The organism is Candidatus Sulfuricurvum sp. RIFRC-1 (assembly GCF_000310245.1).
Classification (GTDB): domain Bacteria; phylum Campylobacterota; class Campylobacteria; order Campylobacterales; family Sulfurimonadaceae; genus Sulfuricurvum.
In genome coordinates this window covers 1,155,802-1,169,318 of sequence record NC_020505.1, presented here as the reverse complement: position 1 = coordinate 1,169,318, position 13,517 = coordinate 1,155,802, and the positions used below count along the sequence as shown (strand labels likewise).

At 43.5% G+C, this 13,517-nt stretch carries 11 protein-coding genes; 5 read left to right on the top strand and 6 right to left on the bottom strand.

Features of this window, described 5'->3' with window-relative positions; genetic code table 11:
* Window positions 1-33: 33 nt before the first annotated feature.
* The 3 genes from B649_RS05895 to B649_RS05885 all read right to left on the bottom strand — a co-directional run bounded on the left by B649_RS05895 (window position 34) and on the right by B649_RS05885 (window position 4,298).
* A complete protein-coding gene (locus tag B649_RS05895) occupies window positions 34-684 on the bottom strand; it encodes a TrkA family potassium uptake protein (protein ID WP_015653598.1) in 651 nt (216 codons plus the stop codon).
* Window positions 685-1,965, bottom strand: coding sequence for a TrkH family potassium uptake protein (locus tag B649_RS05890; RefSeq protein ID WP_363921159.1), 1,281 nt, complete (start codon window positions 1,963-1,965; stop codon window positions 685-687).
* Between the two features lie 131 nt (window positions 1,966-2,096).
* The gene (locus B649_RS05885) at window positions 2,097-4,298 is read right to left on the bottom strand and encodes an SLC26A/SulP transporter family protein (protein ID WP_015653596.1); all 2,202 of its coding nucleotides are present in this window, start codon (window positions 4,296-4,298) and stop codon (window positions 2,097-2,099) included.
* A 157-nt stretch (window positions 4,299-4,455) separates the two neighbouring features.
* Here B649_RS05885 and B649_RS05880 point away from each other — a divergent pair, with 157 nt between their 5' ends.
* On the top strand, window positions 4,456-5,586 hold the full coding sequence (locus B649_RS05880) for an FAD-binding oxidoreductase (RefSeq protein WP_015653595.1): 1,131 nt from the start codon (window positions 4,456-4,458) through the stop codon (window positions 5,584-5,586).
* Here B649_RS05880 and B649_RS05875 read toward each other — a convergent pair.
* Together B649_RS05875 and B649_RS12170 are read right to left on the bottom strand one after the other, a co-directional pair.
* Window positions 5,577-6,041 (bottom strand): hypothetical protein, encoded by a 465-nt coding sequence (locus tag B649_RS05875; RefSeq protein ID WP_015653594.1) that lies wholly within the window; start codon window positions 6,039-6,041, stop codon window positions 5,577-5,579. The two genes, B649_RS05880 and B649_RS05875, sit on opposite strands and share 10 nt — an antisense overlap.
* 2 nt (window positions 6,042-6,043) lie before the next feature.
* Window positions 6,044-6,838 (bottom strand): C40 family peptidase, encoded by a 795-nt coding sequence (locus tag B649_RS12170; RefSeq protein ID WP_015653593.1) that lies wholly within the window; start codon window positions 6,836-6,838, stop codon window positions 6,044-6,046.
* A gap of 129 nt (window positions 6,839-6,967) precedes the next feature.
* Here B649_RS12170 and hemH point away from each other — a divergent pair, with 129 nt between their 5' ends.
* From hemH to B649_RS05850, 4 genes are read left to right on the top strand one after another with little or no spacing between them, the layout of a single operon-like run.
* A complete protein-coding gene (hemH, locus tag B649_RS05865; RefSeq protein ID WP_015653592.1) occupies window positions 6,968-7,915 on the top strand; it encodes a ferrochelatase in 948 nt (315 codons plus the stop codon).
* On the top strand, window positions 7,916-8,557 hold the full coding sequence (locus B649_RS05860; protein ID WP_015653591.1) for an HAD family hydrolase: 642 nt from the start codon (window positions 7,916-7,918) through the stop codon (window positions 8,555-8,557). It begins immediately after the preceding gene.
* Window positions 8,558-8,560: 3 nt separating this feature from the next.
* Window positions 8,561-9,805 carry a hypothetical protein gene (locus tag B649_RS05855; protein ID WP_015653590.1) on the top strand — a complete coding sequence of 415 codons (1,245 nt, stop codon included), beginning with the start codon at window positions 8,561-8,563 and terminating at the stop codon, window positions 9,803-9,805.
* Window positions 9,795-10,382: a TetR/AcrR family transcriptional regulator gene (locus tag B649_RS05850; protein ID WP_015653589.1), complete on the top strand. Its 588-nt coding sequence runs from the start codon at window positions 9,795-9,797 to the stop codon at window positions 10,380-10,382. Before B649_RS05855 ends, B649_RS05850 begins: the two co-directional genes overlap by 11 nt.
* Window positions 10,383-10,421: 39 nt before the next feature.
* Here B649_RS05850 and B649_RS05845 read toward each other — a convergent pair whose 3' ends face one another.
* Window positions 10,422-13,457 carry an efflux RND transporter permease subunit gene (locus tag B649_RS05845; RefSeq protein ID WP_015653588.1) on the bottom strand — a complete coding sequence of 1,012 codons (3,036 nt, stop codon included), beginning with the start codon at window positions 13,455-13,457 and terminating at the stop codon, window positions 10,422-10,424.
* Between the last annotated feature and the right edge of the window lie 60 nt (window positions 13,458-13,517).

The window sequence follows — 13,517 nt, the reverse complement described above, 5'->3', positions numbered from 1 at the left end:
ACTTTTTTGCAATTTTAGCAGAAATAGACTAACTCACACCTTTTTGCTGAGCGCTTCGATATGTCCGCTGTTACCCAGTACGACGAGAATATCCCCTTTTTCAAGAATATCGTCTTTTTCGAACGAAGTGTACCAGACGCCTTGATGTTTATAGGCAATCGGTTTAACCTCGTATTCCCCCTCGAATATTGGAGAGAGGATTGAAGTACCAACCCAAAAAGAGGGGACGGTAAGCTTGGCAATTTTCATGGTGATCGAGAGGTCAATCGTTTCGTAATGCATATTCTGCACCATTTTTTTAACAATCTTTTTTGCCGATTCCATCTCGGGATAGATCACCTTTGCCGCACCGAGTTTGGAGAGAATTTGTCCGTGTACGGTCGTAATCGCTTTGGCAATGACGGTTTCTACCCCTAACTCTTTGAGCGCCATAACTGTGAGGATACTCGCTTCAATGTTTTCTCCGATACTCACGACCGCTACATCGACATTACCGATTCCCGCTTCGCGCAGTGCCCGTATATCCGTTGAATCGAGAATAACGGCATCTTGTACGTATTCGTTGATGTCCCGAACATGTTCTTCATCCAAATCAACGGCAATAACACTCAGCCCCTGTTGTGCCAACCCTTTGGCAACGTGAAATCCAAATTTCCCTAAACCTAAAACCGCAAATGTATCCATTTATATAATAACCTTTCCTTCTGCATATTTGATTCGGCTCTCCAGAGCTTTTCCGACGATAATGATGGTAAATGCAAATACACCAACTCTTCCCATGAGCATTAAGACGATAATGTTAAGTTTTCCCGCATCACTAAAAAGTGCGCTATAGCTTAAAACACCGCCGTTTCCGGTCGATAACCCTACCGTGCCAAACGCAGAGGTTGTTTCAAACAAGATCCGCAAAAAGGGCAAACGGTCCACTTCGCTTAAAATAATCGTTGAAATGACAACATAGATGGAGGCAATAAAAATAACGGCATACGCTTTATTGATCTGATAGGGTGAGATAGAACGGCGAAAAATATGAGCGTGCGTATCACCTCTGAGCGTATACCATACACCGATCAGGGCAAGTGCCACAACCGTCGTTTTAATCCCTCCGGCTGTTCCTCCCGGACTTCCTCCCGTCATCATCAAAAAGGTAGAGAAAAAGAGGTTCGCATCGGTGAGAGTGGAAAAGTCGATGCTGTTAAAGCCGGCAGTTCGATAGTTGACGGATGCGAACCATGCCGCTAAAATCTTCTCATAGGTACTTAACGATCCGAATGATTTTGGATTATTCCACTCCAGCGAGAGGAGCAGTGCCATTCCGATAAGAATCAAGACCCCACTCATATAGAGAACAATTTTTGTATGGGTTGAGATACGCAATAGCTGTCCGCGTCGATAATTGTAAATTTCAAGCAGTACCATATATCCCAAACCACCGAGAATAATCAGCAAAGGGACGGTAATGTTAACCACGAAATCACCACGGTACCCCATCATATTATCGCTAAAGAGAGAAAAACCGGCATTGTTAAACGCAGAAATCGCATGAAACGTTCCAAACCAAGCCGCTTTTCCTAACGGCATATCGACCCAGAAACGGAGAGTTAAGATCACCATTCCGATCGCTTCAATGATAATGATTGAAGCAAATACAATTTTTATGAAACGGACCAACCCGTCCATACCGGGGTGATTAAGGGATTCTTTGAGGATCAGGCGATCTCTGTGATTGATCTTTTGTTTACGCATCACCGCCATAAAGGTCACCGCAGTCATATACCCAAGCCCTCCGATTTGGATCAGGGTAAGGATGACAATATGACCGAACGAGGTAAAATCTACGGGGGTGTCCTTTACGATCAAACCGGTAACACATACCGCCGAAGTGGAAGTAAAGAGAGCATCGATAAAGCGTAACTCTCCATGATGTGCAAACGGAAGAGAGAGGAGAACCGCACCGAAAAGGATAAGTCCTATAAAACTATAGAGGATTATTTTGATTTCGTGAGTATGAATAGCGAATCCTTTAGTAATAAACTAAACGGAAAAATTATAACGTTTATATGGTGATAGAAATATAAAACGGTGTCACATTAAAGTTAAACATCATATTCTGCCCCCAATTCGGATCGGGTCAGCTTCAGCCGCTCCGCTAATACGGTTGCAAGACTTTGCATAAATAAATAGGCCCCTTTTTTATGATGGATAGAGAATAGCTCAAATGCTTCGCGTGAGATGACATACAATTCGGTATCGGACGCCGCAATGACATCGGTATAGTGCGGAGCCCCTTCTAAAAAGGAAAATTCGCCGAAAAAATTATTTTGCCCCAACGTACTGAGATGCACACTTTTTCGATCCGAAAAGGGCAACATGATCCGCACCACTCCCCGTCGAATCAGAAAAATTTCTCCGGTTCCATCCCCTTCAGAATAGATGGTATCCCCTTTTTTATAGGATCGGCTCTCTACCAAACTCTCGATCTCTGCGAGTGTCTCTTCTTTACGTCCCCTAAAAAGGTCAAATTCACTCAACGAGAGGAGCCTTTCCTTTTTTTCTTCGATCAAAGAGTTTTTAATTATCTTGTTTTCAGCCCATTCAACGGCATCATCCAAATCGTCGAAGACTTTGATCGGACTCAAGTGTTTTAATAGACCTACTTGGTTGAAATAGCTCTCTAAATCATCTCCGCTGGGAAGCTTATGGGGTAATCGGCATAAGAGGAGATAACCTTGTTTGTCATGCAAAATATCTTTTATCTGCAAGAGAATATGAGCGGCGGTTAAATCAACGGTCTGAACCCGTTTCATGTCCATTATAATGTATTTTTTATGCCGTAAATCTTCCTGAAGCATCGAATAAAGCTGATTTGCTGTTCCGAAAAATAGGCTTCCATGTAGTTCATACAGTGAAAATGCCTTCCCATTTTCATTTAAAATATTATTTTCTTCTTTACTACGAATAATTCTGCTCCGAACTTCTGTTCCGTCTTGATGGCGATAAATGACCGAAGCCCCGATTTGCTGTCCAATGTACAAAACGATCGCCAGCAGCAATCCAATGCCAGCCGCAGCGATAAGACTCACAAAGAGAGCCGTAACGGCAACGGCAATGATGATGATAAAATCCAATGATGTTTTACGAGTGCGAAGAAGTTTGATGCTGTGTTTATCGATCATACGAAAACCGATAATCATCAGTATCGCAGCCAAAGAAGCTACCGGAATCCAAGCAATAAACGTCGCAAACAGCAAAAATGCGATAACGGCCATCGATCCTTCAATAAAGCCGGACAGACGTGTTTGCGCACCGCTGGATATGTTGACCATCGTGGCACCCATGGTTCCAGATCCCGGCATTCCTCCGATCAGTGCTGAAACGATGTTTCCCGAACCTTGGGCGATTAATTCTCGATTAGAATCATGAAAAGAGTGCGTCATCGAATCGAGAATTACACAGGTTTTCAGTGTGTCAATCGAAAGCAGTGCCGCAAGTGTCAACGCCGGAAAAAAGAGAATGGAGAGTTCCGACCATCTAAAATTCTGCAACATATCAAATCGTCCGCTCAACGTCTGTAAAAAATTGATTCCGTCGTTTCCTCCGAGTTCACCGATGACAAAGGGGTTATTGGCGACAAGGAGCTGCGGATCAAACATAGCGGAGATGAAATAGATTGAACTTCCGCCAACCAATGCCGCAATGACTGCCGGAATCAGTTTTAAATACCTCTCGGCAATCATCATCGTAGCGATTGTTCCTATTCCTACGACGATACTTTGCCATTGCCAGATGGTGGGAATCTGCAGTGCTTCATAAAAATGGACACCTTGTGGCAAGCCCAGGAAAATCGGGGTTTGTACAGCGATAATATAGAGCCCGACACCGCTTAAATATCCGCTTACAACCGGAAAAGGCATGTATTTAATTAATCGTCCTAACCCAACCGCTCCAAAAATAATTTGAAATAAACCGGCTAAAAAAGCGATTACCATCAACATATAAAAGACCAAATCCGGTGCAACGTCCTGCGCAATGTATTCCAAAGCAAAAGCCGATAAAACTGCCGCTGCCGGAGCGCTAGGGGCAGATATCAAACGATTCGTCCCCCCTAAAAGCGAGGCAACCAACCCTATGGCCGCAACTCCCAATATCCCAGCTATTGCACCATAGGCAGCATAATGCCCCCCAATCGTCGCATAGATCGTCACCCCAAATGCGATAGCGGCAGGCAATGCCACCAGCATAGCAGCAGTTCCACCCCAAAAATCATCGATAAATGTGTTTGATTTAAATAGTTGCATTACGCCCCGAAACTACAGTATTGATTGTATCTATTTGATTGTACCTCATTTATTGTTCTAAAAAAATATGAGGGTGATGATGCTTTATCGCTCCGTTGCTTTTAGATCAAATGAGCTACAATTTTCAATAACCCAAGAGTGAGAGAAAACAGAGAATATGTATGACGCCATTATAATCGGTGCCGGGATAAACGGTTGTTGCAGTGCCTATTTTCTTCATCGCGCAGGATTACGGGTAGCCCTTGTGGATGAAGCGGGAATTGCTTCGGGCGGCAGCGGGGCGGCTGGAGCATTTATATCTCCCAAAATCTCGAAAGCAGGTGAGCTCAAAGAGATCATGGGTGAAGCTCACGCAGAAGCATTAGCGTTTTATACTGCAAATTTCCCCGAGTTTACCCTCACAAAACCGCTTCTTCATATCGCTAATTCTCCACAAGAGGGGGGAAAAGTAACAGCATTCAAACGTGAGAGCACTCTAGAACAAACCGCCATGAGTGAGGGACTACGTTCTCTTCTCAGTGATGAAGCGCTGCAGTGCGAATCGATCTATTTTTCCCATGGTGCAGTTGTCGATGCTCAAGGCGTGTGTTGCGCATTATCCAACGGCGTTGATTTTTTTTGCTTCAAAGCAGAGAATATTACCCATCAAAATAGTACTTGGCATGTAGGAGAATTACGTGCAAAGCATTTAATCCTCTCTATCGGCGCTTATCCCAAACTTCTGCCGATCGACTACGTTGGGCTTCGTGGTATTTGGGGACATCGCATCGATATACAGACCTCTACCGCTATCCCCTCGATTTTGCATCATCATGTTTCCATTTCACCGACAACGAAAGAGGGGATTGTCGCCATCGGTGCTACGCATGATGTTCACTATTCCCCATTTTCCGGGGAGCCATACGAGAGAGAGGAAGGGAGAAAAATACTCCTTAAAAAAGCCTCTAAAACACTAAAATTAAATAATATTAATATAATGAAAGACTACATGGGACTTCGTTCCGGTTCAAACGATTATCTGCCGATGCTGGGACGTTTGGTGGAGTCTGATGCGACACTACAAAAATATCCCCATATGCGTCATGGAGAGGCGATCGATCCATCCGAATATATCTACTATCCTAATCTTACAATGATAAATGGATCAGGCGGGTATGGTTTTGTCCTCGCTCCGTATCTGGCTAAGCGGTTAAAAGAGTACATTGTGGATGGAGTGAGCATCGATCCTATCCTCTCACCGTCACGTTTCTTTCCGCGTTGGGCAAAACGGAAAAAAAATCAATCGTAAACAACAACTCCATAGTTGTCATCAATACGGTAAAAGCGTGAATCCGCCGTGATAATCAGCTCATCCAAACGGGCGAGATGTACATAGCTTTTTTTACCGATTTTAATCCCGTTTTCGAGAAAAAACCGCTTTAGATTGACAAATTTAATATCATTGACAAACTTGTATTCGAACTGATTGTAGAGGCGCATTTTTTTGTAGCCGAAAATATGGCTGTCGATCCCCAGCTGGGTCGCGGCGTATTGAGTAGGTAGATAGCCGCCGAGATCGGTCAAATCTTCTTCGATATGGGCATATCGCGCAGGGAGGGTACTTTTTTCGAGAAAAACGTACCGGTTGAGCTTGATGTGGCGTGTCTCATTCCAGTATTGATAGGCAGGTGAAGAGATATCGAGTTTGGTATAGACCTCTTTCCATAGCCAGTGTTTATCAAGAGTGCAATAGAGGGCAGACATGGTTACTCGTCGTAATCAGGATCGTTAAGGGCTAAACGTTTGGCGTACATGAAACGTTGCTTGTAGTAATCTTTGTCGATGGAATCATATTGTACTTTTTTATTCGAATACGAGGCATGGATGATTTGCCCTTCGCCCGCATAGATTGCTACGTGTGAAGGGTCTGATTTGTAGGTACGGTAAAAGAGAAGATCACCTACTTGTAAATCATCCATACTTACACTTTCCCCTAATTGTGCTTGTTCCGCAGCACTGCGGGGGAGTGAAATACCGAATTGTCGATAGACTTGCTGAGTAAAACCGGAGCAATCGGTACGTTCACCGTCTTTGTTTCCAAAGCCATAGGGAGTTCCTAGAAAATCTTTAGCGTGGGAGAGGAGTTTGTCTTTGGCGTTTTTAATATTTTTGACGATTTTTTGGGTTTTTGTTTTAGATTCTTCTGTCTTGGAGGATTCTTCGGGACAAGCAGCTTTGGAAGCAATAGGGGCAGGTTTTGGAACCATGAGAAAAGGCTTTTCATCTTGACCGATGGTATTGGTTTCAATTTTATCATTTCTCAACACCGGAGCTATGAATGCAACTTCTTTGACTACAGGTTCTGTTGGCGGAGTAGGTTTTGCGATGACTATAGGAGCAGAAGCTTTAATAAACGGGTTCTCTTCGTTTTTGATCGTATCGTTTGTTTTTTTTAATTCACGTTCATATTCTAAGAAGAGGGACGGCTCACGCCTCTGCGACTCTGCCTGAGCCGTGATTGTCAGTAAAATCAGCGATAACACTGTGCGTCTAATCAGCATTAACCCTCCTCATTTTTTCTGCTATGTAGTCATTATAGATTAAAAAGCTTTAGTTTTTTTTATAATCCTAAAATTTAACGGATCGTTATGGTACACTTTCTTTAAAAACGAATGGATAATAAGCATTAGATGAGAGAAGCTATTATACTGCTGAATATGGGTGGACCCAACAACCTGAACGAAGTTGAGATGTTTTTGCACAACATGTTTAACGATCCCTATATCATCCGAACTAAGAGCAATTTACTGCGCCGTTTTATCGCCGGGATGATCACATTAACGCGTGCTGAAAAATCTCAGGATATTTATCGTCAAATCGGGGGAAAATCACCTCTGGTAGAGCTAACGAAAAAACTGGTTTCAGCCTTGTCAAAGGCGGTCGGTCCCCAAGTTATCGTTGATTTCGTCATGCGCTATACTCCACCGATGGCGGAGGAAGTATGTCAACGCCTTAAAGAACAAGGGATAAAAAAAGTCTATTTAATCCCGCTTTATCCTCAATATTCCTCAACGACAACCCAATCTTCGATCGATGATTTTGAAGAAACGGCTCATAAAATAGGGTGGGATGTCATTACGGTAGAGATTAAACATTTTTTTGCGCATGAGACCTATAACCGATGTGTGGTCGATCGTATTCAAGAGTCCTTAGGGGAGGAGAATGCATCGTCATTTGAGATCATTTTCTCCGCCCATGGGTTGCCTCAAAATATCGTCGATCAGGGGGATCCCTATCAGAGACAGGTGATTGCCCATGTCGAATTGATCAAAGAGTTAATGAAAAATATGGGATTGAATTTTAATGGAGTCCATTTGGCCTATCAATCCAAAGTAGGGCCGATGAAATGGCTGGAGCCTTCTTTGGAAAACACGCTTCATACGCTCCAAAACAAACGGGCCATTATCGTCCCAATCGCCTTTACCATCGACAATTCAGAAACCGATTTTGAACTCTCTATCGAATATGCCGAAGTGGCTCATGAACTCGGATACGATGAATATCGTGTCTGCCGCTGTCCAAACGATCATCCTCTTTTTGTCCAAACACTCAAAGAACTCTACGAGAAAATGAGATAAATGAAAAACATTGCCCTCTTCGATATGGACGGAACGCTAATCGATTCGGGTTTAGATATAACCCTCTCGATTAATCATGTCCGGTTAGAGTGCTACGATCTTAAACCGCTCAGTGTTCAGGCCGTTATCGATGCAATAAATGCTCCCGTACGTAATTTAGCTGAGATTTTTTACGGTAATCCTATTTATGAAAAGCGTGCGAGAGACCTTTTTGAATGCCACTATCACGATCAGTGTATCCAAAATGTAAAACCTTACGAAGGAATCCCGGCACTTTTGGAGAAACTTCATCAAAATGGCTATTTGATGGGAGTCGCGACAAATGCTCCGAGTGTTTTTGCCAAACGGATGTTAGAGTATTTGGGACTGAATTCTTATTTTAGGCTCATCATCGGTGCCGATGAAGTGGAGTCCCCGAAACCCCATCCACAGATGCTAAACCGTCATCTCGAACACTACGAATTTCGTTCAGGTACGGATTATGCTTGGATGATCGGTGATAATTCCAAAGATATGGAAGCCGCTTCTCGTGCAGGCATACCCAGTGTATTTGCAGGGTGGGGATTCAGTTCGGAGGGAAAAGGGGATTATTATGCATCTTCACCTGAGACGTTATACGATATCATCTGTAAAAAGGGATAAATTATGATCAGTATTGACTTGCTACTCACTATTTTTATCATGTCACTTTTATTTTTACGTCATACCGCAGTCTATAAAGATCCCAATAAAATCAATTATACCCCTGTGGTTTTGGCGCTTGGTGCAATCGGGGGGCTGCTTCATTTTATTCTTAGCAGCGGAATGGATGCTAATGTATTTAAAGAATCCCTGTTATCCCTCAGTGTCGGTATCGTCCTCTCTGCCATTATGAGCGTAATGTCTCAGACCGTTTCACTCATGAATAGCCATAATGAACGCCAACGTCTTGTAGGAATCAGTGATGAGATTAATGCATTAGGTTCATCGGTTGGAACACTCAAAGATCGGCTTGATCTCGTCGCTCAAATGGAAAGCTCGACTCACGATCAAATTCGCAATGTCTTCAAAGAAGAGATCGACGCGTTAAACGTCATTCAAGCCAATCAAAAACTTTTTGTTGCTAAAATCGAATCACTTTTGACACAGCAGCAAAGTGCGATGGAAAAATTCGAAGAGTTTACCCTCTCAGAACTTCCAAGTTTGGATAATGTTGTCCATCGTCATATCGATCTTTTGCGTGTTGCGGAACAAGATCATTTCAATCAACTCAAAAGTTCGGTTCGTGTGAACTGCGATGAGCAAAAAGAGCTACACACACAGTTAAAAACCCTGCATGATCTTGTAGTGCAAATCAGCCATCGAGAACTTCCCGATCATACCATTGCCGTTTTGCAAAAAGAGATGGATCGTATTGTCCATGACTTTTCTCACCATTTACAGACCTTAGGGGTTAAAAGCGAATCGATTGTCACTTCATTGCTCGAAAATGATTCTTTGCTAAGAGGCTCACGTGAACAAAGCGAACTGATTATGCAGCAAATGGTTCTCTCTTCGAAACAAATGCGTGAGATGACATCCCATTCAAAAGAACTCTCCGAATCGCTCAAACCTCTCTCTCGCCTTTTCACTTCTGCCGAAACGCTCCACAATGAGTTTATAAACGCCAAAGGGAAACTCAATGAGTTGATTATTACCCTCGAAGCGTATGAGCACCAAGAGTATCGTGCTATTCGTAAAAGTTTGGAAGAGGTAGCTTCAGAAGCCATTGCACAGATGCGTCTTTTGACCCAAACCCTCCAGAAAACAGAATCTTTACCTCTCATAGAGACGAGAAATGTTCAAGAATTGGCCAGTAAAGTAAAACTGCATAAAAGCTATTTAGGAGAGATGAGAGACGATGTCCTATAAGCGAAAAGCGCAAGAACAAAAACGTGATTTGATTTTAGAAGAGGCGACGGCTCTTTTTATCAAAGAGGGTTATGAGAATATGAAAATCTCAGAGTTAGCAAAAAATGCGGGGGTTTCCATCGGGGTCATTTACACCCTTTTTGGTTCAAAAGAGACACTCTATAACCACTATGTAATGAACCAAATGGAGTATTATATCGAGGTAATTAAAGAAGAATTACAACACCATACGGATCATTTAGAGATGTTAAAAGTGGTCACAAAAATCCACTTTTCCGCCATTATTAAAAATAAAAATGCCCTCAAAGAGAGTATTGTGAGTGATCCGACCTTCTTTCTCAATATTGCCGCTGATGAAGACAATCCTCTCTTGCATTTGTATACCTATATCGCAGAAACAGTTATGAAGCCGCTCTTGAACGAAATGGGATGTCAAAAAGATCCTTTGGAAGTTTTTTTTCTCTATGACGGGATTACGTTAGGGATGATTAAATACTGGATAGTAAAAGGCGGAGATTTAATGGAGCGGGTTGATGAGGCAATCGAAACGCTCCTTTTGATACTCAAAAGGTCGTGAGTGAGAGACACCCTGTAATAGGCTGTGTCTCGTTAAGAATTACGACAAATTGCGTCGCTCATAAAATGTGCGCAGTCTTGAATCCATAGGATACATGAGACGGTACAATACCGGAACGATAAAGAGGGCCAACAGGGTTGAGCTGATTAACCCTCCTATGACCGCGATCGCCATCGGTGCGTTGCTCTCATGTCCGGCACCACCGCCGAGAGCCAGCGGAAGCATGGCAAAAATCATCGCAAACGTCGTCATCAAAATAGGGCGAAGACGTTTTTCTCCTGCTTCGAGGAGGGCTTCATCGACATTTTTTCCCTCTTTGATGGCATTATTTGCAAAATCCACCACCAATATGGCATTTTTGCCCACCATACCCATAAGGAGGATAATCCCGATCATTACGAAAATACTAAAGGGATTACCGGTGAGGAACAGGGCCAAAATGACTCCGGTAAAACTGAGCGGCATTGCTACCATAATAATAAACGGCTGTATTAACGATTCATAAAGTGCCGCAAGGATCAAATAGATGAGTACCACAGCAAGCAAGACGGTAAATCCGAATGCTTCTGCCGTCTCCTGCATCCGTTCGATATCACCCGTATAACGGTATTGATACCCCTCGCCTAAGATAGGGGGAAGCTTTTCATCGATCATACTGACAATAGAATCGAGCGGTGCTCCATTAAGGTTTGCCGTTACCAAAATTTTACGTTCCCTATCAAAGCGGTTGATTGATGCAGCTCCTTCTGTCGTCTCCAGCGTAACCAAACCATCGAGCATTACCTGTTCACCCGATGCGGTTTGAATCTGCATCTTTTTAAGGTCTTTCATTAACGAACGGTATTCATCACCCGTACGGAGAGTGATGTCAAACTGACGGCCGTTTTGTTCAAAATTCGATATAGCGCTGTCACTCGAATAGGTTGATCCGATCGCACGAGCAATTTCCTGAGCTGAAATACCTAAACGCTGGGCACTTTCACGATTAACACCGATACGTACTTCAGGTTTCCCCGGTTCAAAATCGGTATCGATATCGATCACACCGTCCGAATCTTTAAGCAATTTCACCAGTGCTAGCGATTTGCTCTCCAGTGTTTTTAAATCCGGTCCTGTTAATACGACCTGAATCGGAGCATTGCTCTCTCCCGTATCGATAGGAGGGACATCTTCGACACTTATCGTAAAATGAGTATACGATTGGAATTTCTCACGATACGACTGGATAAGCGATTCAAGCCCTTCGCGTTGGCCTACCGGTAAGAGTTTCGCATAAATCATCGCTTTATGCGCCTCCTCAGCGGCGTTGTATCCGATCGAGAGGACGAGCGTTTCGATCCGTTTGTCTTCTTGCATGGTCTTAACCATGGGAGCTATCTCTTTTTTCATCGCTTCGAGTGAAATTCCGACAGGGGCCTTGATCATCACCCGCATTTCGGACATATCTTCCATCGGTACAAAGGTTCCGCCAACTTTTCCCGCAAGAGAGAATGAAAAAATCAATACCGCCAAAACACCAATGACCGTTATCCATTTAAATCGGAGCAAGCGTGTGAGAATAGCGCGGTAAAAGAGGTCGAGTTTTAGAAATATCGGCTCTGTTTTTTGCCAAAATTTACTCTCACCACCGCTTAATAACCGCGCACCGACAGTTGGAATAAACATGATTGCTACGAAATAAGAGATTAGCACCCCAGAGGCAACGGTCATAGCAAACGAGTTGAAAAATTTACCGACAATACCACCCATAAACGCTACCGGTACAAATACCGCTAAGAGCATGGAAGAGATCGCCAAAATAGAAAAAGAGATCTCTTTTACCCCTGCGAATGAAGCCTCCAGCGGTTCCATCCCGTGCTCTATTTTTTTGGAGATGTTTTCGATAACGACAATGGCATCATCAATAAATATCCCTATCGCCAGAGTCAAACCGATGAGAGTGAGACGATTGAGATCATATCCCAGCACATCGATCATGGCAAATGTCCCTATGATAGAAGTCGGGATCGCAAGTGCGGAAATGATTGTAGCGGTTAGATTGCGTAAAAAGAAAAAAACGATCAGTACCGCCAAGATTGAACCGTAAATTAGGTCAAACTTGACATTTTCGATGTTGATGAGAATCTTTTGGGATTGGTCTTCTACCAGTTCTAAATCATACGAATTTCCGGCAAGAGCTTTGAGGGAAGGGATCGTCTTTTTTACCCCGGAGATCACCTCCAAATCATTGGTTCCTGCGATTTTTTGCACTTCCAGCAAAACCCCCTCATGCCCGTTGAAGGAAGAGTAGCTTTTGACGTCTTTAAGCCCGTCTTCGACACGCGCAATATCACTCAACCGTACACCGGGAGTGATGACAATGGATTTCAGTTGCTCAATCGAAGAGGCGTCGGCACGCGTTTTAAGGATAAATTCGTTTGAATTGGAGATAAGTTTCCCACCCCCGGCACGAACATTTTCTGCCGTGATACGCGATTGAAGAGTATCAGAGGAGATAGCGTATTTATTCAGTAAAAAAGGATCGGTAAATATCCGGATTTCACGATCTCGATACCCGACGATATCAATTTTAGCAACCCCTTGGATTCGTTGTAACTTCGGCTTGATCTGCTCATCGGCAAAGCGCATCAATGCTATCGGGTCACCGGTTTTGGTACTGATAAAAAGTTTGATGGAAGCGGCACCGGATGCGCTCACTTTTTGTACGGATGGAGATTCTACCTCGGCATCGAGATTAAGCGTTCCGATCTTATCGCGTACATCGTTGGCCGCTTCTTCGATATCTTTGGTCAGCTCAAACTGCACCGTAACAACGCTTAAGCCCTCATAACTGGTGGAAATAAGTTTATCGATTCCATCCACACCGGAGACCGCTTCTTCGATCTTGTCGGTTACTTTGGACTCGACACTCTCAGGATCGGCACCGGGGTAAGCGGTTTGAATCGTTACGATCGGGAAATCGATATTAGGAAACAATGCGACCGGCATAGATCGAAATGATATCATCCCGAAAACTACCAATGTCATCACGAGCATCAAGGTGGTGATAGGGCGATTAATGGCAAATTTATACATGATACTTTCCTAATTCTGCCCAAAATGGGCAAGCTTTAGTGCCATAGCGGCTAGCGTGGC

What these genes read in the sequence shown, in the direction of transcription:
- B649_RS05880 (WP_015653595.1), top strand. Translation starts at nt 4,456, where the DNA reads ATGTATGACGCCATTATAATCGGTGCCGGGATAAACGGTTGTTGCAGT.
- B649_RS05855 (WP_015653590.1), top strand. Translation starts at nt 8,561, where the DNA reads ATGATCAGTATTGACTTGCTACTCACTATTTTTATCATGTCACTTTTA.
- B649_RS05850 (WP_015653589.1), top strand. Translation starts at nt 9,795, where the DNA reads ATGTCCTATAAGCGAAAAGCGCAAGAACAAAAACGTGATTTGATTTTA.
- B649_RS05875 (WP_015653594.1), bottom strand. Translation starts at nt 6,041, where the DNA reads ATGTCTGCCCTCTATTGCACTCTTGATAAACACTGGCTATGGAAAGAG.
- B649_RS05895 (WP_015653598.1), bottom strand. Translation starts at nt 684, where the DNA reads ATGGATACATTTGCGGTTTTAGGTTTAGGGAAATTTGGATTTCACGTT.
- B649_RS05860 (WP_015653591.1), top strand. Translation starts at nt 7,916, where the DNA reads ATGAAAAACATTGCCCTCTTCGATATGGACGGAACGCTAATCGATTCG.
- B649_RS05885 (WP_015653596.1), bottom strand. Translation starts at nt 4,298, where the DNA reads ATGCAACTATTTAAATCAAACACATTTATCGATGATTTTTGGGGTGGA.
- B649_RS05845 (WP_015653588.1), bottom strand. Translation starts at nt 13,457, where the DNA reads ATGTATAAATTTGCCATTAATCGCCCTATCACCACCTTGATGCTCGTG.
- B649_RS12170 (WP_015653593.1), bottom strand. Translation starts at nt 6,838, where the DNA reads ATGCTGATTAGACGCACAGTGTTATCGCTGATTTTACTGACAATCACG.
- hemH (WP_015653592.1), top strand. Translation starts at nt 6,968, where the DNA reads ATGAGAGAAGCTATTATACTGCTGAATATGGGTGGACCCAACAACCTG.